The sequence below is a fragment of the Pontibacter chinhatensis genome, from assembly GCF_900113285.1.
Lineage (GTDB): Bacteria > Bacteroidota > Bacteroidia > Cytophagales > Hymenobacteraceae > Pontibacter > Pontibacter chinhatensis.
The window spans coordinates 436,809-460,793 of the sequence record NZ_FOOT01000001.1 but is presented as its reverse complement, the minus strand read 5'-3'; the positions used below and the strand labels follow the sequence as shown (position 1 = coordinate 460,793).

Below are 23,985 nucleotides of genomic sequence, written 5' to 3'. Positions count from 1 at the left end.
TGCCTTTCAATCAACGATTAATAAAAAAAGCCCTGCCTGAAAGATGCGTCATGCATTTGTCCGGCAGGGCTTTTTGGAGGAAGTATTTTAGTAATTGTTGAAGTAGCGCGGTACCAGCATATCAGATGTGCTTAGGTATTCAAATGGGTTTTTCTCGCTCCATCCAATGTAATCCAGTGTAAGTTCCTGCTTTGTATTGATGTAAAAACGCAGCTCCCATACTAATTTACTGCCTTCGTGGTACGTAATATAAGTATGACGGAAGTACCTGTCGCTGCCTGGCAGATAGGCTTCCTCTATCAGGTCGTATCCGCCAAGCGCGCCGTAAACACCACTCGGAGGACTTACGCTAATAATCTCCATCTTACCGCGGTAATCATTTTTGTTTTTGATCCGGGTGGAGGAATCCCAGCTCTTGCCGAGGCTCTCTACCATAAAATCCGCAACTTTATCATGGCGCTTGTGCTTCAGATCATCAAAGATGGTGGTGGCAATTTTTTTGGCCTCCTCTACTTTGGCAGCGGGTGGCCTCTTTGTCGTGTCTATCTTCTGGGCAGAAGCAGCTGAGACGGTGATTAAAAAGAATAGTACTAAAAGTAAAGTTGATCTCATAAACTTGTTTTATAGGTTGAAGAATAGAAAGACAAAGTAGTAGACATGGATGCCAGCCCCTGCAAGTTAGAAAAACATAAACTGCTACAGCACCAGCTGCTCAAACAGCCTATCCAGCGTCTCCTGGGGATTGGCGCACAGACCTGGATGTACTTGCGAAGTTTGCACGATGGTGCTGCGGTTGGCGGTAAGCCAGCGGAAGCGGGAAGCTGTACCCAATTGCCCGATGGGGCCACCCTCTTTGCGGCCGGCGCATACTTTCTCAAAGGCACCCAAACGCTGGTGCAGCTCCTGTAAATCGATGCAGCTTGAAAAGGCTTTTAGGCGGCTTTCGTCGAGGGCATACCTGGTTTGCAGAAAACCCTTGGAGGAGCAGAAAAGAATCACACCGACATTCAGAAACTCCTCCCGCTCCACCCTGGGCACCACCCGAATCACTGCGTACTCAAATAAGTGCTTTTCTTGCATGGTCGGCTCCTTTTACGAAGGTTTCTGAATGGGCGAGACGTGTCTCTAATAACCGGGCATAGGCCTGGCGGTGCTCCTCAGCGGTTTCAAAAGGCGACTCCACGCCTGTAAGCCAGCTATCGGGAATGGCTGAAAGTATGGCCTTTATGCGCCCAGGTGAAAGTATGGTGTTGAATTCAGCATTTACAGCCTCCAGTTCTGTGGCCAGTGGCAGCAGTACATGGTCTTTTATCTGGGGGAAAGGGCGCTTGGCCTGCTCTTCCCAGTTGTTCCAGGAGTGATGGAAGTATAAGGCCGCGCCATGGTCAATCAGCCATAGTTCTTTCTTCCACATAAGCATGTTGGTGTTGCGGGCGGTGCGGTCCACGTTCATCACCAGGCTGTCGAGCCATACTATTTGGGAGGCAAGTGTCGCATCCAGGGTCGTCACCACCGGGTCGAAGGTGATGGCGCCGGAAAGGTAGTGCAAAGCCAGGTTCAAGCCCTCGCTGGCACGCAGCAGATCCTGTATTTCCTCGTCCGGCTCGGTGCGCCCGAAAGCCTTATCCAGTGTGGCAAATACGATTTCGGGTACACGGAAGCCCAAGGCGCGGGCAATTTCGCCTACAATCAGTTCGGCAATCAGCACCTTTATACCCTGCCCGGCTCCCCGGAACTTGAGCACGTACATAAACTCATCATCCGCCTCCACAATGGCCGGCAGCGAGCCGCCTTCACGCAGCGGGGTGATGTACCGCGTCACATCAACGGTCCTTATTTCAGGTGGGGTATACTTCATTTATACTTGTTCTCTGCGGAGACCTCCGCTTTGTTTGCCTTTGGTAACCCAAAGTTAGCAGGGTTTGTTTTATGCCTATACTTTGGCCAGCTGTTTCTGCATGCACACGCTGTTCGCTACACCCTTGTATTGCCCATAGTTCGGGATGAGCGTGTAGCCGCATTTTTGGTAGAGGCTGATGGCTTCCGGCTGCTTTTTACCCGACTCCAGGATGCAGGAAGTATAACCCAGCTCAGCTGCCCATCGCTCCAGTTCCTGCAGCACCTTTTTGGCAATTCCTTGTCCCCGCAGCTCCTCCCGCACATACATACGTTTGACCTCTGCAACGCCCGATTCGTAGGCTTTGATAGCCCCGCAGCCCACTGCCATACCTTCCTGGCAAGCCACTACCACCTGTTGTATCTTATCGAGTTTGTTATACTGCGCATAGAAAGCATGTTCCGCCCCATCGCGCACCGCCAGGTCCTGGTCGAGCAGGGAAACCAGCAGCCGGAAGTCAGGATTACTAGAGTCGGTTCTAATGATTTGGAGCATAGGAGTAGCAGTTAGCAATTGCTCCGGCAAGTATAGAAAAAGTATCGCTATTCTGAAGGGGAAGACGCTGGTGATTGCTAAAAAAGTATACTTCTAGTGTTTATTTGGCAGTTTATACTTTCACACGCTTCCAGGTACCGCGCCGGAATAGCCACCAGCTAACGAGGGCATGCAACGAATGGCAGAAGGCAATGACGATAAAGACGCCTGTGGCCGCAAAGCCCAGGTAAACAGCCATCAAATAAGCAAGCGGAATCTCAATAACCCACAGCACAAAGATGTTGATGAAAGCAGGCGTGCGGGTATCGCCAGCCCCGTTAAAGGCTTGTACCATCACCATGCCCAGCCCAAAGAAAATATAACCCAACGTGATGATTTGCAGGGCATCTGTGGCAATGCCGATTACCTCGGCCTCCCTGGTAAAGAAACTGGAAACGTGTTTGCCAAAGAGTAAGAACAGGAGCGTGATAACGGCCATGAACACCATGTTGTAGCGGGCAGTAAGCCATACGGCGAGCTCGGCTCTTATCGCTTTGCGGGCCCCCAGGTTTTGCCCCACCAGCGTTGCGGCTGCAGAAGATAGTCCCCAGGCAGGGAGTAGGGTAAAGGTAATCACGCGGAAGGCAATGGTATACCCGGCCAAAGCATTGCTGCCAAACTCTGCCATTAGCCTCGTTAAAAAGATCCAGCTGGCTGAGTCGATCAGGTACTGGCCCACACCGCCGGAGGAGAGCTTCAGGATGCGGAGAATCATTTTAAGGCTGATCACCAGGTTATCCCCCGTGATTTTCAGCACGTGCTTGCCGTTGAAGAGGTGGTAGAGCTGGTACACCACACCCAGGCTTCGGCCAATGGTGGTGGCCCAGGCTGCCCCAGCCAACCCGAGGCCCTCAATGCTGCCAATGCCGAAAATGAGGAGCGGATCCAGGACAATGTTGATGCCGTTTGCCAGCCAGAGCGTACGCATAGCCAGGTGAGGCAAGCCTGCGCCACGGAAAGCGCCGTTTATCAGGAAGAGGAGCAGAATGGCCACGTTACCGGCAAAGATCACCTGCGCGTACGTCACCCCCTCTGCCACCAGCTCGGGCGCGGCCCCCATTAAGGATAGTAAATCGCCGGCGAAGAAGGTGGCGATGCCGCCCATCAGCAGGGCCAGCACGATGCCCGTCACGATCAGCTGGAACGTTATACTTCCGGCCTCCCTATACTTTTTCTCCCCAATCCGCCTCGACACCAGAGCGGTGGCGGCAATGCTAATGCCCATGCCCACGGCATAAATGATCATCAGGATAGATTCGGTCAGCCCCACGATGGCTAATGCATTTGCCCCAAGCCGGCCTACATAGAAGATGTCCACGATGGCAAAAAGAGATTCCATGAGCATCTCCAGAATCATGGGGATGGCCAGCAGAATGATGCTGTTCTGGATGCTAAGCGTGGTGTAATCCTGCTCCTTGCCCTTGATGGCAGACCAGACGAGCTGCAGAAATTCTCTAAGGTTTGTCATGGAAAGGAGAGGCTACAATCAAGAGCAGTAATTTACTGGTTTTGCCGGCTTAATGTTGGCGGCATTTACAGCCCTTATTTGCTCCAGAAGAAAGTATAAAAAATAAGTACAAGCGCCGGAGATAGCCTTATCGCTGTTTTATACTTTAGGACTTACCGAAATCTTCAGCACCACCTTGCGCACCAAGCGCTCACCGGTCACCATAGCCGCATGCGCATCGTCCGGGAAGAAAATGGTAAAGGAACCGGCTGGCACTTCAAACCAGCTGTTGGTTCTATCGGGGAAGAAGGCGGCGTCGCGCTCGTCCTGGTAAGGGTCGTTGGGGGCAGCGCAGTGTGCCAGGTCCTTCCAGCCCATGCGGTCGGTGCCGGAGATGATGTACTGTATGTCGATGTACTTGCGGTGTACTTCCAGCTTGTAAGCCTCTTCTGAAAAGCCCGGCCCATCGGAGATGATGGCAAACAGGTTGCGGCCTTCTATTTCGTGCACTCCCGTTGCTACGGCGGCCAGGTCGGTGTCGCGCAGGTAGGCGAAGGCCTGCTCAAAGAGGGGGTGCAAAGTATAATAGCGTGATGCGTTGGCAAGTTTGTCAAGAACCATGGGAGTGTAGAAGTTAGAAAGTTTAAAAGTTAGAAAGTATGGGCGCCGTGCTTTCCGCCCAATGTGTCTTGTTAAAAAGTCCTTTGTCTTATGTCAAGAAAGTCTTTTGTCTAGATACCTGATACTTGCTAATAGATAAGGATATTAAAACGAACGAAACACCGGTTTGTACTTGTTATAAAATGCTAATTTTGCAGTAAATTAAAAGATAAGCATTGATCTATCCAGAAAACTTTGAAATAAAAATTGGGTTTGCGCAAGTACGCGAGATGCTCTCAGAGCTTTGCCTGAGCCCGCTTGGCCGTAACTTCGTGAGCCGCATGGCATTCCTGAACCGCCACGACCTGGTGGACAGGCTGCTGCAACAAACCGACGAATTTAAACAACTGCTGGAGTCGGACGCTGAGATTCCGCTGCAGCACTACTATGACCCTACTGCCTACCTCGACCGGGCAGCCATAGAAGGCTCGTTCCTGGACGTATCCCAGTTTTTCGAGATCAAGATGTCGCTGCGCACGATACGCGACTCGCTGCGCTTTATCTCCGAAACGGAGGAGGGAACCTTTGAAGCCCTGAAAGCACTGGGTGCCAACATCATGGTGGAGCGCTCGCTGTTGGCTGCACTGGATAAAGTGGTGGACGACTCGGGCGCTGTGCGCGATGACGCCACGCCGGAGCTGCAGCGCCTCAAGCGCGATCTGATTGCGCAGCAGGCCATCCTTCGTAAAACAATCAGTTCTATCCTCAAGCATGCCAAAAACGAGGGTTGGACACCTTCCGACGTGGAGCCAACCATCCGTGGCGGCCGTTTGGTGATACCGGTGATTGCCGAGCACAAGCGCCGCATCAAAGGCCTGATTCACGACGAGTCCAACACGGGCCAGACAGTTTATATTGAGCCGGAGTCCATTTTTGAACTGAATAACGACATCAAGGATCTGGAAAACGCTTACCACCGCGAGCTTATCCGTATCCTGACGGCGCTGACCAACACACTGCGCCACCACATTCCGGAGCTGCGCAAAGCGTACCAGTACCTGGGCCTGCTCGACTTCATCCGGGCTAAGGCTGCCTTTGCGCGCCGCATTGAGGCTACCAAACCTAAGCTGCACAAGTATCCGCTGATAGATTGGAAGCAGGCGTTTCACCCGCTTTTATACTTGTCGCACAAGCAGTTGGGCAAGCCTACCGTGCCGATGGATCTGGAGTTGAACCGCGATCAGCGCATCCTGTTGATTTCAGGTCCGAACGCCGGTGGTAAATCGGTGAGCCTGAAAACGGTGGGCCTGGTGCAGTACATGCTGCAGTGCGGTATGCTGATTCCGGCTGCGGACGGTTCTGAGGCGGGCATCTTCCATGACATTTTCATTGACATAGGCGATGAGCAGTCGATAGAGAACGACCTGAGTACCTACAGCTCGCACCTGACCAACATGAAGAAATTCGTGACCGTGGCCGATAAGCGAAGCCTGGTGCTGATAGACGAGTTTGGTACGGGCACAGAGCCTATACTTGGTGGAGCCATTGCCGAGGCCGTGCTGCAAACGCTCAATGACAGCAATGTGTACGGCGTCATCACGACGCACTATACCAACCTGAAAAACTATGCCGAGCGCACACCGGGCATCGTGAACGGAGCTATGCGCTACGACCACAAACACCTGCAGCCGCTCTATCAGCTGGAGATCGGGAAACCGGGTTCTTCGTTTGCCATAGAGATTGCCCAGAAGATCGGTCTTCCAAAGCACATCATCGACAGGGCCAGTAAGCTGGTCGGCAGAGATAAAATCCGCTACGATCGCCTGCTGGAGGAACTGGAGACTGAGAAGCAGGAACTGGAGAAGAAAGTGCGTGAGGCCACCAAGCTGGAAGAAAAGCTCAAGCGCCAGGTGAAAGACTACAGCGACCTGAAAAACTTCCTGGAAGACAGCAAGCAGGAAATTATGCGCGAGGCCAAAGGCAAGGCTAAGCTGCTCCTGAAAGATGCCAACCAGAAGATCGAATCCACAATTCAGCAGATAAAGCAGAGCCAGGCCGAGAAGGAGAAAACCAAGGAGGCCCGCCGTGAGCTGGAGGAATTTGCCCAGGAGGTGCGCAAAGAAGAGCCACGTCCTGCACACAAGCGCATCGCTAACGGAAGTATAAAAGAAGGCGACAACGTGGCGCTGGTAGGGCAGGACTCAGTAGGACAGGTAGTAAGTATAAAAGGCAAAACTGCCGAGGTGCTGTTTGGCGGCCTCAAGACCATTGTAAAGGTAGATAACCTGGAGCGGGTAGAGGGGCAGGTAGCCAAGCAGAAAAAAGCCCGGATGGAAAGCGGCGATGGTGGCTTTAGCCGCGGCATGAACATGACGCAGCGCATGGCCGACTTTGCCAGCACGCTGGACATACGGGGTGAGTATGCCGAAGACGCGCTGACCAGGGTGATGAACTTCACAGACGAAGCCATCATGCTGGGCATCCCGGAAATCAAGATCATCCACGGCCGGGGCAACGGTGTGCTGCGCCAGGTGGTGCGCGACTACCTGTACTCGGTGCCGGAAGTGGCCAGCCTCGGCAACGAGGTCGAAGAGCGCGGTGGTGACGGCGCTACACTAGCGGTGCTGAAGTAAAGTAGAAATAAAACAGCTGCGGCTCCCAAGCAAGGGAGCCGCAGCTGTTTTATTTCTTTTTGATAAACCTGAATTCGGCAGCGCCCTGCATATAAAACAGTTCGTCCTCATCCAACTTTGAGATGACAACTGTGTATTCTGTTGAGGTGCCCTTATCAAAGATTATAATTCTTTCGCCGTTTTCAAACTCCCATGCACCTTCTACCATAGTAGTGCCTGCATATTTGTCTACGTATTTCCCATCCCTTTCGAATTTGGAAGTATAGCGGGTAAGATCTATTCCGTACTCCGCTTCGAATTCTGCGGTAAGATCATCCCCGTTTATAAATACTGCACTACCAGTCCATTCGCCGTTTGTGAGCAGCGATACATTCGGAGATACGTCATCGTCGTCATCTTTGCAGCTGCTTAGCGACACTACACAAATGGCAGCCAGCAGGAAAAATAAGTGTTTTAGATTTTTCATAAGGTTAGAAGAGTAAAAGTGTAGTCATGTATTAACGTATATGGGTATTCGCTTTAAAAGTTTAAGGAAATCATACTTTCTCCCTGATTCCAAAACAGCTAATTTTTAAGCTGCCTATATTTCCCATACTATGACAGAGGCCAGCTAGATAGCTGGCCTCTGTCATAGTATTTTAGAGTATAATTTCTTATTTGATGATGTTGAAAATCCGGTTCCAGCGGATTTTACTAAACCCGGTGCCTTCCGGGTTGGTAGACATCCAGATCATTACGGCCTTGCCCACCACGTGGTCGGCAGGTACGTAGCCCCAGTAGCGTGAGTCGAGGGAGTTATGGCGGTTGTCGCCCATCATGAAGTAATAGTCCTGCTTAAAGGTATACTGCGTCACTTCCTGTCCATCAATAAACAGTTTCTCGTCACGGGTTTCCACATTCTCGTTGTGCTCGTACTCTTTGATGACACGCTCGTAGAACGGCAGCGACTCCGGAGTGATGGCCACAGTAACCCCTTCCTTAGGAACGTAAATCGGTCCGTAGAAATCCCTGTTCCACTTCAGCTTGCTTGGTACGTACGGGAAGACGCCTGCCTCCGCTTCTCCTGGGCTCGCTTTGTAAGGGAGGACCTCCTTCACTATGTCGAGCTTGGAAATTTCATCCGCCATCGCCGGTGTCATGTCCAGCACATAGCCATTGTCCAGCAACTGTACCTCGCTTAAACGAATGTCGCGGTCCTGGAAGAATTTCTGGGAAAGCTGCATCGTCGGGATGATGATGTACTTAAACTGCATCTCTTCAGGGTTCTCAATCGCCTTGCCGTTGATGTATACTTGCGTATCCCGTATCTCCAGCGAATCCCCGGGCAGGCCGATGGCGCGTTTGATGTAGTTGGTGCGCAGGTCAGCCGGATGTTCATCCTCCGGCGGGTAGTTAAACACCACCACGTCGTTGCGTTTCACCTCCGAAAAACCGGGCAGGCGGTAAGATGGCAGCTGAATGGCCTTGGAGTAGGAGGGAATGTTGGTTCCCCAGATGGTCTGGTGCGTGAGCGGCACCTGCAGCGGCGTCATGGGGGTGCGCGGGCCGTAGTGCAGCTTGCTCACAAACAGGAAATCCCCCACCAGCAGGGATTTCTCCATGGACGGGGTAGGGATGGTGTAAGCCTCAAACGTGGCCCAGCGTATTAAACTGGCTGCGATGACAGCAAAAAGTATGGCATCGCCCCACTCGCGGGCAAAGCTCTTCTTTTTCTTAGGTTCCTTTGTTTCGGGCTTCTTCTCCCAAAATTTAACGTTCATCTGCTAAGGTATGGTTACAGGTTCAGCATGTCTCTCATGCCGTAAACGCCCTGGCGGCCCTGCAGCCAGGAGGCGGCCATCACGGCGCCCTCGGCAAACCCGGCACGGGTATGGGCAATGTGCCCTAATTCAATTTTATCTACTTCGGAGCTGTAGGTGACGATGTGGGTGCCCACCACGTCAGGCTCCCGCTCAGAAGCAATGTTTAATTTAGTTTTTTCTTCCGGATTATCGCTCACCCAGCCGCTTAAATCTTTATAGCTGGCCAATATGCCTTCTGCTGTGGTTATTCCCGTTCCGCTCGGTTTGTCTACCTTCTGCAGGTGGTGTACCTCACGAATAGCCACGCTGTATTCCTTGTAATCCTTCATTTTGCTGGCAATGTACTCGTTAAAATGAAAGAAGAGGTTTACCCCCACGCTAAAGTTGGAGGCGTAAAAGAATGCCCCCTGGTTCTCGGCACAAAGCCTTTTGGCTTCCTCATACCTATCCAGCCAGCCAGTAGAGCCAGATACCACCGGGATGCCGTTTTGCAGGCAGTAGCTGATGTTGGCGAAAGCGGACTCGGGGTGTGTGAACTCGATGGCTACGTCGGTATTGTTCGCGTTGTAGTTTTGAAGCTCGTTGGTGTTCTCGTGAGTAATTTTACCAATGATTTGGTGGCCTTTGGCAAGGGCAGTCTGCTCGATGGTTTTGCCCATCTTGCCATAGCCTATCAATAGGATGTTCATTTGCTGGATCGGGTATATAAAGTAAGAGACAACCCAGGCGTAAAATTGCCAGGTCGTGCTTGCAGGTGTAACAGGTTTGGCTGCACGCGCAGCGCCAGTTCTTCGCCCACGTCAAACTCCCGCAGGTGGGCATGCACATAGGCCTCGGCAATCTGGAGTGAGTAAGCTGCCACCGAAAGTATAACCGTCAGGTCGCGGTTGCGGCGGTAGTAGTCGCTGCGGTACTTGAGATTGCTCTCGGCCTCTGTTCCACGGCTCGCGTTGAGTGACGGGAAATTAGGATCGTTGGCATACTTGTCCGTGGTGTTGGGGTCGCCGTCCACGCGTTGAATGTAGGCCTTCTTGTAGTCCTGGAACTTCGTGTTGTTATCGATGAGGAAGTAAGTGAGCACCGCGCCGGTGCCGTATACGATCGGGAGCTTCCAGTAGGCCCTGTTGTAAATCTGGCCGCCACCGGGAACGATGGCAGAGAAAAGTGCCGCCTTGGCAGGTCTGTCCCAGGTACTTAGGAAGAAGCCTCTCTTTTCCGCTTCAGCCGTATCAACAGGGGCCACAGGCACCACCACAGAGTCAGGGCCGGTTGTGATGACCTGCCCGTGTGTGTGAGCCGGGGCAAAGTATAACACCATGCCCAGCAGCCAAACTGCCGCACCAACTTTCAGCCTCATGCGCCTTAGTAGTTAAGTAGTTCCAGTATACGGTTGAGCTCGTCCACCGATACAAACGGGATTTTAATCTCGCCTTTACCGTCGTTGTTGGCCTTTACCTGTATCTTGGTGCCAAACTGGGAGGCAAGCTTGCGCTCTACCGTCTTCAGTTCATCCTCGTACTTGTTGAACTGCAGTTGTTGCTGCGGGTCCGGCTTTTTCTTGGCATTCTGCAGGTTGCGCACCAGTTCCTCCACCTTGCGCACCGACAGTTCCTTGGCCACCACTTCCTTAAACACATCCAGCTGCTGCTCGATGGTGTCGATATTGATCAGGGCACGGGCATGGCCCATGGTGATCACGTTGTCGCGGAGGGCAATCTGGATGTCCGGTGGAAGCTTGAGCAGGCGCAGGTAGTTAGTCACTGTTGTGCGCTTCTTGCCCACGCGTTCGCCCAGCTCTTCCTGCTTCAGGCTGCACTCAGTGAGCAGGCGCTGATAGGAGAGGGCAATCTCGATGGCATTCAGGTTTTCGCGCTGAATGTTCTCGATCAGGGCCATCTCCAGCATCTGCTGGTCGTCGGCCTTACGGATATAAGCGGGGATGACGGTTAAGCCCGCAATCTTGGACGCTTGGTAGCGGCGCTCCCCGGAAATAAGCTGGTAGCTGTTGGGGCCAAGCTGCCTTACCGTGATGGGCTGGATGATGCCCTGTACTTTGATAGACTCTGCCAACTCTTCCAGTGCCGCCTGATCGAAGTGCGTGCGGGGCTGGAAGGGGTTAGTCTGTATTTGGTCAATGGCTATATCTGCGATGGTATTAACGTCGTTTAAAGTGGATGACTCAGTTTTGCCGGTATACTTGTTGCCCTCCAGAAGAGAACCCAGGCCCCGGCCAAGGCCGCCTTTACGTTTCGCTGCAGAATTTTTGTTATCAGACATGTACTCTCCTAAAAGTTATTTCGCCAGCGCTACGCTGTTTTTCTCCGCTATCTCGCGTGCCAGGTTCAGGTAGCTCAGGGCTCCCTTGCTGTCGGCGTCGTGTAGCAGGGCAGGCAGGCCAAAGCTCGGCGACTCGCTCAATTTCACGTTACGGGGGATGATGGTATCGAATACCATTTGCTGAAAGTGGGTTTTCACCTCTTCCACAACCTGGTTGCTCAGGCGCAGGCGCACGTCGTACATCGTCAGCAGGATGCCCTCGATGGCCAGCTCCGTGTTCAGGCGCGACTGGATGATCTTGATTGTGTTCAGGAGCTTGCCCAGGCCCTCGAGCGCAAAGTACTCGCACTGCACCGGTATCACCACCGAGTCAGCTGCAGTCAGGGAGTTTACTGTGATAAGGCCTAAGGAAGGGGAGCAGTCGATGATGATGTAATCATACTTCTGCTTCAGGTCCTTCAACGCCTCGCGCATCTTCTCCTCGCGGTTGGGCATGTTGATCATCTCCACCTCAGCGCCTACCAGGTCAATGTGGGAAGGGATCAGGTCCAGAAACTCAATGTTTGCTGTCTGCAGCACAATGTCCTCCGCCTTCACATCCTCCACCATGCACTCGTAGATGCTGCTGGTGATGGTGGCCGGGTCGAAACCCAAGCCCGAGGTGGCGTTGGCCTGCGGGTCGGCATCCACCAGAAGTGTTTTATATTCCAGGGCTGCCAGGCTTGCTGCAAGGTTAATGGCTGTAGTAGTTTTGCCTACGCCGCCTTTCTGGTTGGCAACCGCAATAATTTTTCCCATACTATACTTTATAGTTCAATTGTTTGACCTATCTCCAATAGAATAAGTTCCTTGTCTGCCAGCTTCGCCACTTCCATCACTTCCTCCTTGTCAATGGCGATGTAGGGGAAAGTGTCGTAATGCATGCCGATAACTTTCTCCACCTGCACAAAATCGGCAGCGATCATGGCATCGTGGATGTCCATGGTAAAGTTATCGCCGATAGGCATAAGCGCAAAATCCACGTCAAATTGCTCCGGAATGAGCTTCATGTCGTAGGCGAGGGCCGTATCGCCGGCGTAGTAGAAGGTTTTATTTTCTGTTTCCACCACAAAACCAGCCGCTGTGCCGCCATAGGAGCCATCTGGCAGGGAGCTGGAGTGGATGGCGTTCACCATCTTCACCGTACCGAATGGCAGGGTTACTTTGCCGCCGGTATTCATCGGGTGCACGTTCTCGATGCCTTTGTTGCCGTACCAGGTCGTGATCTCGAAATTGGCTACAATGGTGGCATTGTTATTTTTAGCGATCTGCTCCGCGTCGTGCACGTGGTCCTGGTGGCCGTGCGAGAGCAGGATAAAGTCTGCCTTAATATCGTCTACGTTGATGCTGGATGCTAACTCGTTGGGGGAGATGAACGGGTCGAACAACACGCGGTTCTCACCAATTTCGAACAGGAAACAGGACTGGCCGTAGTACGTTATTTTCATAATTTTATTTGATTTAGCTTTTCTATACTTACGCAAGGTAACTCAATCTTCCACAAAGATACACTTTTTACCCATTTTTAGCTGATGCAAAACAGTGCCTGCAGCGTTTATTTATCCACATCTAAAAAGCCCTTTGAAAGGGGCCTCCTGCTTGTATTATACTTCTTTTACAGGTATTCGGAGCCACTCTCAAAGTATAAAATTCTGGGTTATTAAATGCTTGAAGCATAGGTTTTATACTATGCAGCACCAAGGCTACTATCTTCTGAAGTATAACTACAAAAGAATAGCGCCAACTGCACAGGCAGTCAGCGCTATATGTTATACTTTATACTTTAGTTTTCTTATGGTCTGTCGATGTCTTTGTCCGTTGCCGGGGTGTCCGGACGGTTGCGTGGGTTTTGAGTATCTGGTTTGTTGTGAGGGTTTGGTGGAGTACCTGCCTCGTTGCGGGGATTAAGCTTGTCCACCTCTACATCCTGCTTGCGGACTGTGTCATGAATCCGCTCAGTGTGCTCAGTGGTTTCTTTGTTCAGCCGCACTTCCTCTACCACACGCGCCTCTTTGTTTACCACAGGTATCTCGGCGCGCTCCGTAATGGTTTTTTCACCTTCCTTAAATGCTTCCAGGTCACGCTCATTAGCCGGGCGGTTCACCGGTCGTCGCTCCACATTCACGTGTTCCTCGCGCAGGCGCAGGTTTTCTTCCACAGGCCTTTCGATAATGCGGCTCCGGATTCTCACGCCACCTGTCTCTACTTCGCGCTTACCCACGTTCAGGTTCTCCTCCACTACCGGGATGGATGCGGTAGAACCTGTCCAGTTGCCTTTGCTGGAGGAGGACATGCCCCGCTGCTGCGATGACGCCCGCTCGTTCACGTCGATGGCACCTGCTTTGTCAAGGATGTCGCATACTCTCCTGGATTCCTCTTCGGAGGACGTATGAACTGTTACCACAGAACCATTGCGGGCAGCCTCTGAGTACATTGCCGACTCGTTGCGGTTCCCTAGCAGGGAGTTAAAGAAGTTGCCCACGCGGCCACTGCTATCGCTGCTTTGAGGGGGCTGCTGGGTGCTGGCACTGGTCCTGTCGCGGGCGCCATGCACCGATATATCTATTTTACTGTTCGGAATACCTGCTTTCTCCAGTTGTTGCGCAGCCATTTGCGCATCAACGCCATAATCGAAAATTCCAACTACTGTCTGTTGTTTCATAGCTTAAAATTAATTTGATGTAACATAAAAACCGATGCAAGCCTTTCGTCAGGCCCGTTTCGTGTTGTGTGGGTGGGTTTTAACCCTTTCGATGGTCACCTCTTCCTTGCGGAGCGGCATTTTTTCTGTGCGGTGCGTTTCTACCTGCTTTTTGGTGATGTGCAGTTCCTCTACCAATACCAGTTTCTTCTGCACCACCACCTCTTCCTTCAGCACCGAGACGATCATTTTGTCGCCCTCGTAGCGAACAGGAGGAGGGGCTTCCTCTACAATCTGGTTGATAGCCACGCGCTCCACTTCCACCTCTTCGTGCATCGACGGGATATCGACGTCCTTCAGCTCCTCACGCACCTGCTTTACCACATGTACCTTGGCCGCTTCCACTTCTCTTTTCCCGATCTGCACCTGCTCTTCCACCACCGGTATCACCTCCTCCTCATGCCGTGTCGCTGTCTCTTCTGGAAGAGGAGCCCTGCCGCTAGTTGTAGCTTCCTGGAAGCGCTGCTCAAACTCTGACTTTAGTATTTTTTCTTCTGTTTTATTCTTTTTCATGATGTAAAACCATATTAAAATATAGGTTTTTTAAGCCAATTATTGTTGTTCGGCCTTCTGTCTCCTACGCGGGCGTACCTCAGGAGTTGGTAAAAATTTATCAGCAGCCTTTACTTTAGCGGTTTAACTTTTTTATACTTTTTTAGTGAGTCTGGCTTATGCTATGGTTAACGTTACTGGTAGGCTGGCCGGGCAAAATATAGCGAGGGCATAAAAAAAGCGCCGGAGGCAAGTGCTTCCGGCGCTTTATACTTTCTTACAATTCTTCTACTGGTTGTGTATCGTCCAGTCGGCATACTCGGTGCAATAGGCGGTGCCCCAACGCTTAAATCTAGGGATAACCGTCTGCTCAAGCCTGCGCTTGAAATCCTCAAAGTCTTTTTGCCTGGGATCTGACCAGAGCACTTCGCTCAGCGCCGTCATCCTTGGAAACACCATATATTCTACCTTGGCAGGAGAGCTGATGTACTCTGTCCATAGATTGGCCTGGGCTCCCATGATGTACCTTGCCTCCGGTTTGCCTTGCAGTTCGTCCGGCATCGGGCTAAAGTTGTATACCGCATCCAGCGGATTGTAGCCGTGGATGGCCAGGCTGTCGTTCGGATTCTTAGTTTGGTAATGGTCAAAGTATAAAGGCTTGCCGGGTGTCATGATGACAGGGTGCTTGCGCATGGCTGCCGCCGCGCCGGTTTTGGCATCCGCCCAGTTCATCACGATGGTAGAGGAGTCCAGGTCTCCTTCCAGGATCTCATGCCAGCCAATCACCTTTTTGTTTTTCTGTGCCAGGTATTCTGATACTTGTTCCACGAAGTATGTCTGCAGCCCCTTTTCGTCCTTCAGGTTATTTGCCTGTATGAACTCCTGTGCCTGTGGGCTTGCCTTCCACCACATTTTGCTGCACTCATCCCCCCCGATATGGATATAGGGTGAAGGGAATAGGTCAGCTACCTCGTGGAAAACGGTCTTCAGGAACTGGAACGTTTCGGGGTGCGGGGCCAGCACGTTGTTCTGGCGGTTGTACATGCCCCAGGTAGTAGCCACGTTCCAGGTTGTGTCTGGGTGCGTGCTGAACTCAGGGTAGGCGGCGATGGTGGCGCGGCTGTGGCCGGGAATGTCTATCTCAGGTACGATGGTGATGCCGCGCTGCGTGGCGTAGGCAATCACCTCCCGGATCTGGTCCTGAGTATAATAGCCGCCATAGCGGGTAGAGTCGTAGCGGGCGGGCTGGTCCTTAAAGTGGCCAATGAGGGTAGCCTCGCGCCAGGAGCCAACGGAGTTCAGTTTAGGATAGCTCTTTATTTCAATGCGCCAGCCCTGGTCGTCAGACAGGTGCCAGTGGAAGGTATTGAATTTGTGGAAGGCCAGGTAGTCGATATACTTCTTGATGAAGTCCAGCGGGAATATGTGGCGGCTCACGTCCAGGTGCATTCCACGGTAGGCGTACTGCGGATAATCGATGATCTCCACCGGCTCCACCCGCAATCCCCTGCGGTTTTCAAGCGGCAGCAGTTGGAGCAAGGTTTGCGAGCCATACACGATGCCATTAACATCCTGTGCTTTGATGGTAATGGCTTTGTTTCCGGAGTGCAGGATGTACATCTCAGGGCGCTGGACCGCGGCGGCATCCTGTAACAGAATGATGCCCTCAAGCGAACCGGTGTTGGATGTTATCTGCTGCAGCGGCAAGGTTAAGCCGGTTTGGGCCTTGATGAGCCCTTGCAGGTAAGCGGCCTGGCTGGCAAAAGGAGCCTGGTAGTAAATATGGCTCTTGCTGTTCAGCCGCACGGCTCTTTCTTGTAAGGGACTTACCTGCTGCGGCTTCGGGATGATGGCTGCTGCCTGCTGTGATTCGGCAGGTAAGGCGCTGAACAGCAGGGACAGGAGCAGCAGTGTGCCGAAAAAATGATGCATCATACTTGCTAAAGTGATATTTGGAGGCGCAAGATAAGCAATAGTATGTTGTTGCCACAACTTCTATTTCGCTTCCAGTACCTCCATAACGAGCTTATGGAGGTAAGTTATTGTTCCCTGCAGCGCTTCCGGTCCATCCTGCTGGTGTTTGATGCGCTTTACTTCCCGATCGTTTTCATAAAAAGTTAGGTAGGAGGAGGGAAGGTCGGTGTAAGGGGATAAGTAGGTATCCTTTAGCGAAGTATAGTCAAGCTTTTGGAGCATCTCTTTAACTTGCTGCAACTGCTTTTCGGAAAGCTGCAGGGTAATCGTATCCGTGACAGGCACGTAGCGAAAACCCTCATAATGAATGGTGCCATCGCTGTAGAAGGTGGCGTTGTATGCGGGGCAGGTGCCGTAGCAGGGTGTTTTCTGAAACAGCAGCAGCTTCTGTGGCGGTGCTGCATCTCTACCCTGCGCGTGAATTATACTTTGGTTAGCGTTGCCACGGGCGCAGCCGCTTGCCAGCAACAGGACAAGGCCAAGTAAGAGCAGGTTTATACTTTGTTTATACTTCATGGCGTGCCCTGTTCCAGCTTACGAAATTTCCCGTCTACGAACTCATAGTACGCGGGGGTGCAATAGCGGCACTCCTGGTAGTTAACGGCAGAGTCGGGTGGGTTTACCACCAGCAGGCGACTGTCTTTGCTATACTTGGCGCCGGTGCTGCTCTGCACCTTATCCAGCACCTTGCCTGTTTCGCGGTCTACCACAAAGTGCTGCTGGCAACTGGTGCCGCAGCCAATGCTGACCACGGTATACTTCCCGGCAAAGTTTACACCTTCCTCCAGCCCCTTGCGCAGCATGGTGCGGTAGGTAGCGGCATCGCTGTGGCTAGCTTCATCCAGCGGTGCCAGCTTGCCCCGGTACATGTCACCCACCGCGTAGTTCTTGCTGTTCAGGTATTGCTCCGTAGTGATGAGGTAGCGGTTATACAGTTCCTTATCGGTAGGGTCGTTGTAGGGCACGTGGAGGGAGTCTTTGGCCAGTTCTTTCGCCAGCTCAGGGTGTGTGGCTGCGAGCCCTTTCTCTTCCTCCTGGCCACCCTTACAAGCGGTGAAAAGGCCTACGCTTAGCAGGCAGAGGCAGGTGGCTAGGTGATTTGCAATTGTCTTCATATATAGAATACAGACAGGTGTAGATGATGTGCTGGGCGCAGCCAAGTATAGCATATATACGTGAAGGCAATATAGATTTTTGTTTTTCCCTCTCTTTGAGTATAATTCTATAAACTATGGTTTTCAGTATTGGCTATCTCAGTAGCCTTTATAGTACCTCTCATTTTAATGTTTGAATAACCGCTTAGAACTTGTATCAAATGACTCATGACCTCTCTTTGGTCTTGTAAGTCAGAGGTTATTCTAATCTTGGCACCTCCGCCTTTAAGAATCATTACATTTTCATATAGGCAAACTTGTCTTATCTTCTCAAAGTAGAGTTTTGTAGGTTTAAGAAGACCCTGACGCTCTATATAATCGTCGGTTATAATTAATCTGAATTTAAAAGTATACCATAAACCTAGGGTACAAAATAGGAATAGTGGCAGCACGATAGCTACTAGTAGGTAAAGCGCACCTTCTTCTAAATAGGATAAAACTGCCCAAAATGAGAGTACTATACCCCCTGTAAGAGCTACTATCAGAAAAGTCTTAATGCCAACTGAATAACCTATTCTTTTCATACTTTAGAATTATTACCAACATACGGCTAAAAGGTACTGCAAGTATACTGCTTAAGCAATGGTATCCTACAAAGTATAACTCGTAATCAGAAGACTGGTGCGACGGAAGTGCAAGTATAAAAAAAGCCTCTCCTGTTCGAGGAGAGGCTTTTCTAATAGCTAAAGTATAAACCCTATTTCTTGGCTTTGTTGCGTTTTTGCTGCTCACGCTCCTGCGCCTGGCGCATCGCCTCCTGCATACGCTCGGTAAACGATGGACCGCCCTTTGCTTTTTTCTCCTTGCGCTTGTCCTTGTTCTCCTCCAGCCTGGTTCTGATCTTGGTCTCATCCACAAAGTAACGGATACCAGCCTGCTGGCCGAATGTTACGATGTTAGAAACGAAGTAGTAGAACGAGAGACCAGCAGGGAAGGAGTTCAGCACGAACATGAAGATAACAGGCATCAGGTAGCTGTAGAACTTCATCGGCCCCTGCATGGTGTTTATCTGGTTGTTAGACCAGGTATAAAGTATGGTAGATGCAGTCATCAGTAAGGTAAACATACTTACGTGGCTGCCATAAAACGGTATGGTAAACGGCAGGCGGGCAAATACGTCGTAGGTCGAAAGGTCGTCGGCCCATAGGAAAGCCTCCTGGCGCAGTTCGATTGAGTTCGGGAAGAAGTTGAACATCGCAAACAGGATCGGGATCTGCAGCAGCATCGGGATACAACCACTCAGCGGGTTTACGCCCATCTCCTGGTAAAGCTTCATCGTCTCCATCTGCGTCTTCTGCATGTCGCCTTCGTTGCGCTCCTTGATGGCGTCAATTTCCGGCTTCAGCACCTTCATCTTCGCCATCGACAAGTATGACTTGTAGGTAAGCGGGAAGAGGATGGTCTTAATGTAGAGCACCAGCAGGATGATGATGATGCCATAGTTGCCGATGTAGTTCTCCAGGAAGTCGAAGGCCGGGATGATGAGCCACTTGTTAACATAGGAGAAAATGCCCCAGCCCAGATCCAGGTTCTTATCGAAGTCGTAGCCGATATGCTTGAGGATCTTGTAGTCGTTCGGGCCGAAGTAGAACATGAACTCGCCGCCGTTTCCGCTCACCACGTCCTTGGCAGGAATCAGAATTTCAGAGGCCAGTGTCTTCACAATGGTCGTATCGGCCGGATCTACTGAAGAAGTCAGTCGTGCAGCGGAGAACTGGCTACCGGCAATGATGCCTGCCGTAAAGAAGTTCTGTTTGTTAGCCACCCACTTCACAGGCTCGTTTAGGGATATAGTCTCCTTACTCTCTGAGATAGAAAGGTAGTCGTACCCGTCTTCTACTGTCGCGAAGTTGATGGTAGACTTGCTGCGGTTGTGCTGCAGGTCGCGCTCCAATTGCTTCAGGTCGTCTTTCCAGGTAAAAGTGAGGTTCTCACCAGATACCTGCTGCGCCAGGCCATTAAAGTTAAGCTTGTAACCCAGCATGAAGTTATCGTCATAAAGGGTATACACCTGGTCTATGGACTGCCCGTTGCCGATGTTGGCGCGGAACGTGATTGTCTTGCCTTTTTTATCCTCTGCCGCTACTTCCTGCACCTCGGAGGGGGTAAAGTATAGGTCAGAAAGCTGTACTCTCTTGCCTTCGTTAGAGGTAAAGGCGATGTCTGTGGTGCTGCTCTCGCTGTCAAAAAGTATGAGCGGCTCTCCCTGATACGTCTTATAGTTCTTTAGCAGAACTTCTTCCACCTGTCCGCCCTTGGTGTTAAAGGTAACGCGGATGTTGTTATTCTCCAGGGTGGTAGTGCTTTCCTCACCGGTTCCGGCTGCGCCAAAAACGCCCAATGCCGCAGTTCTGCGGGCCTGCACCAGCGAGTCAGCCTCTGCCGGGGCAGTAGTGGGTTGCAACTGCTCTACTTTGGCCGTCTCCTGCACCGTTTGCTGCGTAGGCTCCGTGCTCCCGAAGAAGAACGAGTAAGCCAGCAGCAGTATGGCAATCAGTCCAAAGCCAATCGCTTGATTTCTGTCCATTTACTTTGTTGTGTTGTGTGTATTGCGCTTATTTAGTTTTAGCATGGTTGATGGCCGCCTTCACAAACTTTACAAAGAGCGGGTGCGGGTTCAGCACGGTGCTTTTCAGTTCCGGGTGGTATTGCGCCGCCACAAACCACTGGTGGTTCTGCAGCTCAATCACCTCCACAAGGCCTGTGTCCGGGTTTATACCTGTGGCTACCATGCCTGCTTCCTCAAATGCCGGAAGGTACTTGTTGTTAAACTCATAACGGTGGCGGTGGCGCTCCGAAATTTTAGACTTACCGTAAATAGCATAAGCCCTGGATCCCTTTTTTAGTTCACAAGTATAGGCACCCAGGCGCATTGTGCCGCCCATTTGGGTAATTTCTTTCTGGTCCTCCATCATGTCGATAACCGGGTGCGGCGTTTCAGGGTCCATCTCCGTAGAGGCGGCTCCGTCCAGTTTCAGCACGTTGCGGGCAAACTCCACGGCGGCGCACTGCATGCCCAGGCAGATGCCCAGGAACGGAATGTTTCTCTCGCGCACGAAGCGGATTGCCTCCAGCTTTCCTTTAAAGCCACGCTCGCCAAAGCCAGGGGCTACCAGCACGGCATCCATACTTTGCAGCAGGCTGGCCACGTTCTCGTCGGATATAGTCTCCGACTGGAACCACTTGATATTAACCTTGCACTCGTTGGCAGATCCTGCATGTACAAAGGCCTCTATAATAGACTTATACGCGTCAGGCAGTTCTACATACTTGCCAACCAGTGCAATATTTACCTCACTGGTAGGGTTCTTCAGGCGGCCCAGGAACTCCTTCCAGGTGTCCAGGTTCGGGTCGGCACGGTGCGGCAGCTTCAGTTTCGCTATCACGCGCTCGTCCAGCTTCTCCTTGCGCATCAGCAGCGGCACGTCGTAAATCGTTTCGGCATCGATCGACTCAATAACTGAGTTCTGATTCACGTTACAGAAAAGGGCGATCTTCTTGCGAACGTCACTTGGTATAGGGTGCTCTGTGCGGCAAACGAGAATATCCGGCTGCACACCGGCCTCTGAAAGGTCGCGCACCGAATGCTGGGTTGGTTTTGTTTTCAGCTCGCCGGCAGCTTTCAGGTAGGGCACCAGGGTCAGGTGGATGACGCATGACTCGTGCACGCCCAAATCCCAGCGCAGCTGGCGTACGGCCTCAATAAATGGCAACGACTCAATATCCCCCACACAGCCACCAATTTCTGTTATCACAATGTCGAACTCCCCGGTCTGGCCCAGCAGCAGCATGCGGCGCTTGATCTCATCGGTGATGTGCGGCACCACCTGCACGGTCTTGCCCAGGTAAGCGCCCTCACGCTCCTGCGTAATCACGTGGTGGTAGATGCGGCCGGTGGTCACGTTGTTTGCCTGCGAAGTAGGCACGTTCAGGAAACGCTCATAATGGCCCAGGTCCAGGTCGGTTTCAGCACCATCCTCCGTTACATAGCATTCGCCATGCTCATAGGGGTTAAGTGTTCCCGGGTCAATGTTGATGTAGGGGTCAAATTTTTGGATTGTTACAGAAAAGCCTCTTGCCTGCAGCAACTTAGCAAGAGACGCGGAAATAATGCCTTTACCAAGGGAGGATGTTACACCGCCGGTAACAAAAATATATTTCGTAGCCATAAGTTAGGTTAAACTTTATGGGCTACAAAGGTACTGGATTTATTTGATTATCCTGACATTTCCTGAACAGTTTACCTGCCGTCATAGGTATATCTTTCCTAATATTCAAGTACGATTTCTACCGATTTGCCGAAAAGTAAGCGGGTTTAGTCTGCCGCCCGGGCCTGGGGAGTTGCTTAGATGTATGGTAGAGCGCTCCTACTATAGATATAGTATGATTGCTGTTAGCTGCCAAGGCTAAGGAATGGCTTCAAACTATGGCGTAAAAAGCTCCGTAGGAATTACCTCCACTTCTCAGTACCATACTCTATGAGCGAAAACAACAACAAATACTTACCCATCGAGGACCACGGCATTATCGGTGACCTGAACACGGTGGCGCTGGTGGGGCTCAACGGCACCATCGACTTCATGTGCTTCCCGCATTTTGATTCACCCTCTATTTTTGCCTCGCTTTTAGATGCAGAAAAGGGGGGCAGCTTCTCCATCAGTCCCGCCCACGATGGTATGAAGCACAAACAGCTTTACCTGCCCGATACAAATGTGCTGCTGACCCGCTTTCTGTCGGACGAGGGTATTGGTGAAATCACCGACTTTATGCCGGTGGAAGACCTGGGCCATGGCAGCGAGCTTATCAGAAGAGTAGCCTGTGTGCACGGGGATATGACCTTCAGAATGCACTGCGGCCCGCGTTTTAACTATGCCCAGTCCACCCACACGGTAAGTCAGGTGAATGAGAATCAGATTATGTTCACCAGTAACGGGCCCGACGGCATGGTTATCCGCTTAAAAAGCACGGTGCCGATTGAAATTGATAATGGAGATGCCACTGCTACATTCACCCTGACTACCGGGCAAAAAGCAGATTTTATACTAGAGCACTTTACTTGCGACACACCCCCAGCCTATGACATGGAGGCTTTTGTGACGTGTAACCTTTATGCCACTATCGATTACTGGAAGGAATGGATAGCCAACTGTACTTATAAAGGACGCTGGATGGAAATTATCCACCGCTCGGCCCTGGTGCTTAAGCTGATGATCTCACACAAGTATGGCTCTATGGTGGCCGCACCAACCTTTGGTCTGCCCGAGGAGCTGGGAGGGGTGCGCAACTGGGATTACCGTTATACCTGGATCAGGGATGCTTCTTTTACAGTATTCGCCCTGCTCAGGCTGGGCTATAAGCAGGAGGCGAAGGAGTTTGTGAACTGGGTGGACCGGCAGTGCGATGACCTTAAAGATGCCGGATATTTGCGACTGATGTATACGCTGGAGGGAAAACTGGAACTGGAGGAAATAGAGCTGCCCCATCTGGAGGGATACAGGGGCTCCAGTCCCGTACGCATTGGCAATGGCGCCCACGACCAGATACAGCTCGACATCTACGGCGAACTGCTGGACTCTGTATACTTGTACGACAAGTATGGCGCCCCCATTTCCTGGGATTTCTGGAACGATTTGCGGCGGCAGGTGGATTGGGTATGCGACAACTGGCACCGGAAAGATGAGGGCATATGGGAGGTGCGCGGCGGCAAGAAGCATTTTCTCTACTCCCGGTTAATGTGTTGGGTAGCCATTGACAGGGCGATAAGAATAGCAAAAAACCACTCTTATCCGCTCCCGAACAGATGGACAGAGGAGCGGGATAGTATCTTTTTCTCGATACACCATGAATTCTGGAACGAGGAGCTTCAGTGCTTTGTGCAGTACAAAGGAGCCGACACCGTGGATGCAGCCACACTCCTCATGCCCATGGTGCGTTTCATCAGTCCCAAAGACCCGCGTTGGCTTTCTACGCTGAAGCGCATCGAGGATAGGCTGGTATCAGACTCACTTGTATTTCGTTACCGCACGGAGGAAGGGTTTGATGGCCTGGCAGGCGGAGAGGGGACTTTCTCTATGTGTACCTTCTGGTATGTGGAGTGCCTGGCAAAGTCGGGGCAGATTGATAAGGCGCGGCTATACTTTGAAAAGATGCTAGGGTATGCCAACCACCTGGGCTTATATGCTGAGATGCTGGGTTTAAAGGGCGACCACCTCGGTAACTTCCCACAAGCCTTCACCCATCTGGGCCTCATCACGGCCGCCCTAAGTATAAACGACATCCTGGAAGGCCAAGAGAACAAGCGGAAGTTGTAGTCTCTTCGATTTTAGTTGCTTGAGTTTTGATTAAGTAAAAGTATAAATACACGAGTCGTCAACTCTCTAACTTTTTAACCTTCTAACTTTCTAACTCTAGAGACGCAAGGTATTGCGTCTCTAC

Annotated in this window: 23 protein-coding genes; 2 read left to right on the top strand and 21 right to left on the bottom strand. The window is 51.6% G+C overall.

Annotated features, from left to right (window positions below):
• Positions 1 to 87: 87 nt before the first annotated feature.
• The 6 genes from BM040_RS02000 to BM040_RS01975 form a co-directional block, all read right to left on the bottom strand.
• Complete coding sequence (locus BM040_RS02000; protein WP_092098500.1) at positions 88 to 612, bottom strand: hypothetical protein; 525 nt, start codon at positions 610 to 612, stop codon at positions 88 to 90.
• Positions 613 to 696: 84 nt separating this feature from the next.
• Complete coding sequence (locus BM040_RS01995; protein WP_092098497.1) at positions 697 to 1,080, bottom strand: DUF3037 domain-containing protein; 384 nt, start codon at positions 1,078 to 1,080, stop codon at positions 697 to 699.
• Complete coding sequence (locus BM040_RS01990; protein WP_092098495.1) at positions 1,058 to 1,858, bottom strand: HipA family kinase; 801 nt, start codon at positions 1,856 to 1,858, stop codon at positions 1,058 to 1,060. The genes BM040_RS01995 and BM040_RS01990 overlap by 23 nt, the downstream gene beginning before the upstream one ends.
• A 75-nt stretch (positions 1,859 to 1,933) precedes the next feature.
• Complete coding sequence (locus BM040_RS01985) at positions 1,934 to 2,392, bottom strand: GNAT family N-acetyltransferase (protein WP_092098493.1); 459 nt, start codon at positions 2,390 to 2,392, stop codon at positions 1,934 to 1,936.
• Between the two features lie 112 nt (positions 2,393 to 2,504).
• A complete protein-coding gene (locus BM040_RS01980; RefSeq protein ID WP_092098491.1) occupies positions 2,505 to 3,899 on the bottom strand; it encodes an MATE family efflux transporter in 1,395 nt (464 codons plus the stop codon).
• A gap of 138 nt (positions 3,900 to 4,037) precedes the next feature.
• Positions 4,038 to 4,499 carry a NanQ anomerase/TabA/YiaL family protein gene (locus BM040_RS01975; RefSeq protein ID WP_092098489.1) on the bottom strand — a complete coding sequence of 154 codons (462 nt, stop codon included), beginning with the start codon at positions 4,497 to 4,499 and terminating at the stop codon, positions 4,038 to 4,040.
• A 215-nt stretch (positions 4,500 to 4,714) separates the two neighbouring features.
• Between BM040_RS01975 and BM040_RS01970 the strand changes: the two genes are divergently transcribed.
• A complete protein-coding gene (locus BM040_RS01970) occupies positions 4,715 to 7,111 on the top strand; it encodes an endonuclease MutS2 (protein ID WP_092098487.1) in 2,397 nt (798 codons plus the stop codon).
• A gap of 49 nt (positions 7,112 to 7,160) precedes the next feature.
• Here BM040_RS01970 and BM040_RS01965 read toward each other — a convergent pair whose 3' ends face one another.
• From BM040_RS01965 to BM040_RS01895, 15 genes are all read right to left on the bottom strand, one after another.
• Complete coding sequence (locus tag BM040_RS01965) at positions 7,161 to 7,577, bottom strand: hypothetical protein (RefSeq protein WP_092098484.1); 417 nt, start codon at positions 7,575 to 7,577, stop codon at positions 7,161 to 7,163.
• A 187-nt stretch (positions 7,578 to 7,764) separates the two neighbouring features.
• Entirely contained in the window at positions 7,765 to 8,871 is a 1,107-nt protein-coding gene (gene lepB, locus BM040_RS01960) for a signal peptidase I (RefSeq protein WP_092098482.1), read from the bottom strand.
• A 14-nt stretch (positions 8,872 to 8,885) separates the two neighbouring features.
• Entirely contained in the window at positions 8,886 to 9,602 is a 717-nt protein-coding gene (gene dapB, locus BM040_RS01955) for a 4-hydroxy-tetrahydrodipicolinate reductase (RefSeq protein WP_092098480.1), read from the bottom strand.
• On the bottom strand, positions 9,599 to 10,270 hold the full coding sequence (locus BM040_RS01950) for a DUF5683 domain-containing protein (protein WP_092098478.1): 672 nt from the start codon (positions 10,268 to 10,270) through the stop codon (positions 9,599 to 9,601). Before BM040_RS01950 ends, dapB begins: the two co-directional genes overlap by 4 nt.
• A 5-nt stretch (positions 10,271 to 10,275) precedes the next feature.
• Positions 10,276 to 11,190: a ParB/RepB/Spo0J family partition protein gene (locus BM040_RS01945; protein ID WP_092098476.1), complete on the bottom strand. Its 915-nt coding sequence runs from the start codon at positions 11,188 to 11,190 to the stop codon at positions 10,276 to 10,278.
• Positions 11,191 to 11,205: 15 nt separating this feature from the next.
• The gene (locus BM040_RS01940; protein WP_092098474.1) at positions 11,206 to 11,988 is read right to left on the bottom strand and encodes a ParA family protein; all 783 of its coding nucleotides are present in this window, start codon (positions 11,986 to 11,988) and stop codon (positions 11,206 to 11,208) included.
• Positions 11,989 to 11,996: 8 nt separating this feature from the next.
• Positions 11,997 to 12,677: a metal-dependent hydrolase gene (locus BM040_RS01935; RefSeq protein ID WP_092098472.1), complete on the bottom strand. Its 681-nt coding sequence runs from the start codon at positions 12,675 to 12,677 to the stop codon at positions 11,997 to 11,999.
• 344 nt (positions 12,678 to 13,021) lie between these two features.
• A complete protein-coding gene (locus tag BM040_RS01930; protein WP_092098470.1) occupies positions 13,022 to 13,891 on the bottom strand; it encodes a YsnF/AvaK domain-containing protein in 870 nt (289 codons plus the stop codon).
• A gap of 48 nt (positions 13,892 to 13,939) precedes the next feature.
• The gene (locus tag BM040_RS01925) at positions 13,940 to 14,443 is read right to left on the bottom strand and encodes a DUF2382 domain-containing protein (protein ID WP_092098468.1); all 504 of its coding nucleotides are present in this window, start codon (positions 14,441 to 14,443) and stop codon (positions 13,940 to 13,942) included.
• A 267-nt stretch (positions 14,444 to 14,710) separates the two neighbouring features.
• Positions 14,711 to 16,357, bottom strand: coding sequence for a beta-N-acetylhexosaminidase (locus BM040_RS01920; protein WP_245756066.1), 1,647 nt, complete (start codon positions 16,355 to 16,357; stop codon positions 14,711 to 14,713).
• 60 nt (positions 16,358 to 16,417) lie between these two features.
• Complete coding sequence (locus BM040_RS01915) at positions 16,418 to 16,912, bottom strand: DUF6438 domain-containing protein (RefSeq protein WP_092098466.1); 495 nt, start codon at positions 16,910 to 16,912, stop codon at positions 16,418 to 16,420.
• Positions 16,909 to 17,511 carry a hypothetical protein gene (locus BM040_RS01910; RefSeq protein ID WP_092098464.1) on the bottom strand — a complete coding sequence of 201 codons (603 nt, stop codon included), beginning with the start codon at positions 17,509 to 17,511 and terminating at the stop codon, positions 16,909 to 16,911. The genes BM040_RS01915 and BM040_RS01910 overlap by 4 nt, the downstream gene beginning before the upstream one ends.
• Before the next feature lie 107 nt (positions 17,512 to 17,618).
• Positions 17,619 to 18,074, bottom strand: a complete 456-nt coding sequence (locus BM040_RS01905) for a hypothetical protein (protein ID WP_092098462.1) — start codon at positions 18,072 to 18,074, stop codon at positions 17,619 to 17,621.
• 173 nt (positions 18,075 to 18,247) lie between these two features.
• A complete protein-coding gene (yidC, locus tag BM040_RS01900) occupies positions 18,248 to 20,077 on the bottom strand; it encodes a membrane protein insertase YidC (RefSeq protein ID WP_092098461.1) in 1,830 nt (609 codons plus the stop codon).
• Between the two features lie 28 nt (positions 20,078 to 20,105).
• Complete coding sequence (locus tag BM040_RS01895) at positions 20,106 to 21,719, bottom strand: CTP synthase (RefSeq protein ID WP_092098459.1); 1,614 nt, start codon at positions 21,717 to 21,719, stop codon at positions 20,106 to 20,108.
• A 309-nt stretch (positions 21,720 to 22,028) separates the two neighbouring features.
• Here BM040_RS01895 and BM040_RS01890 point away from each other — a divergent pair, with 309 nt between their 5' ends.
• Complete coding sequence (locus BM040_RS01890; RefSeq protein WP_092098457.1) at positions 22,029 to 23,861, top strand: glycoside hydrolase family 15 protein; 1,833 nt, start codon at positions 22,029 to 22,031, stop codon at positions 23,859 to 23,861.
• Positions 23,862 to 23,985: the final 124 nt, after the last annotated feature.

What these genes read in the sequence shown, in the direction of transcription:
- BM040_RS02000 (WP_092098500.1), bottom strand. Translation starts at nt 612, where the DNA reads ATGAGATCAACTTTACTTTTAGTACTATTCTTTTTAATCACCGTCTCA.
- BM040_RS01995 (WP_092098497.1), bottom strand. Translation starts at nt 1,080, where the DNA reads ATGCAAGAAAAGCACTTATTTGAGTACGCAGTGATTCGGGTGGTGCCC.
- BM040_RS01990 (WP_092098495.1), bottom strand. Translation starts at nt 1,858, where the DNA reads ATGAAGTATACCCCACCTGAAATAAGGACCGTTGATGTGACGCGGTAC.
- BM040_RS01985 (WP_092098493.1), bottom strand. Translation starts at nt 2,392, where the DNA reads ATGCTCCAAATCATTAGAACCGACTCTAGTAATCCTGACTTCCGGCTG.
- BM040_RS01980 (WP_092098491.1), bottom strand. Translation starts at nt 3,899, where the DNA reads ATGACAAACCTTAGAGAATTTCTGCAGCTCGTCTGGTCTGCCATCAAG.
- BM040_RS01975 (WP_092098489.1), bottom strand. Translation starts at nt 4,499, where the DNA reads ATGGTTCTTGACAAACTTGCCAACGCATCACGCTATTATACTTTGCAC.
- BM040_RS01965 (WP_092098484.1), bottom strand. Translation starts at nt 7,577, where the DNA reads ATGAAAAATCTAAAACACTTATTTTTCCTGCTGGCTGCCATTTGTGTA.
- lepB (WP_092098482.1), bottom strand. Translation starts at nt 8,871, where the DNA reads ATGAACGTTAAATTTTGGGAGAAGAAGCCCGAAACAAAGGAACCTAAG.
- dapB (WP_092098480.1), bottom strand. Translation starts at nt 9,602, where the DNA reads ATGAACATCCTATTGATAGGCTATGGCAAGATGGGCAAAACCATCGAG.
- BM040_RS01950 (WP_092098478.1), bottom strand. Translation starts at nt 10,270, where the DNA reads ATGAGGCTGAAAGTTGGTGCGGCAGTTTGGCTGCTGGGCATGGTGTTA.
- BM040_RS01945 (WP_092098476.1), bottom strand. Translation starts at nt 11,190, where the DNA reads ATGTCTGATAACAAAAATTCTGCAGCGAAACGTAAAGGCGGCCTTGGC.
- BM040_RS01940 (WP_092098474.1), bottom strand. Translation starts at nt 11,988, where the DNA reads ATGGGAAAAATTATTGCGGTTGCCAACCAGAAAGGCGGCGTAGGCAAA.
- BM040_RS01935 (WP_092098472.1), bottom strand. Translation starts at nt 12,677, where the DNA reads ATGAAAATAACGTACTACGGCCAGTCCTGTTTCCTGTTCGAAATTGGT.
- BM040_RS01930 (WP_092098470.1), bottom strand. Translation starts at nt 13,891, where the DNA reads ATGAAACAACAGACAGTAGTTGGAATTTTCGATTATGGCGTTGATGCG.
- BM040_RS01925 (WP_092098468.1), bottom strand. Translation starts at nt 14,443, where the DNA reads ATGAAAAAGAATAAAACAGAAGAAAAAATACTAAAGTCAGAGTTTGAG.
- BM040_RS01920 (WP_245756066.1), bottom strand. Translation starts at nt 16,357, where the DNA reads ATGATGCATCATTTTTTCGGCACACTGCTGCTCCTGTCCCTGCTGTTC.
- BM040_RS01915 (WP_092098466.1), bottom strand. Translation starts at nt 16,912, where the DNA reads ATGAAGTATAAACAAAGTATAAACCTGCTCTTACTTGGCCTTGTCCTG.
- BM040_RS01910 (WP_092098464.1), bottom strand. Translation starts at nt 17,511, where the DNA reads ATGAAGACAATTGCAAATCACCTAGCCACCTGCCTCTGCCTGCTAAGC.
- BM040_RS01905 (WP_092098462.1), bottom strand. Translation starts at nt 18,074, where the DNA reads ATGAAAAGAATAGGTTATTCAGTTGGCATTAAGACTTTTCTGATAGTA.
- yidC (WP_092098461.1), bottom strand. Translation starts at nt 20,077, where the DNA reads ATGGACAGAAATCAAGCGATTGGCTTTGGACTGATTGCCATACTGCTG.
- BM040_RS01895 (WP_092098459.1), bottom strand. Translation starts at nt 21,719, where the DNA reads ATGGCTACGAAATATATTTTTGTTACCGGCGGTGTAACATCCTCCCTT.
- BM040_RS01890 (WP_092098457.1), top strand. Translation starts at nt 22,029, where the DNA reads ATGAGCGAAAACAACAACAAATACTTACCCATCGAGGACCACGGCATT.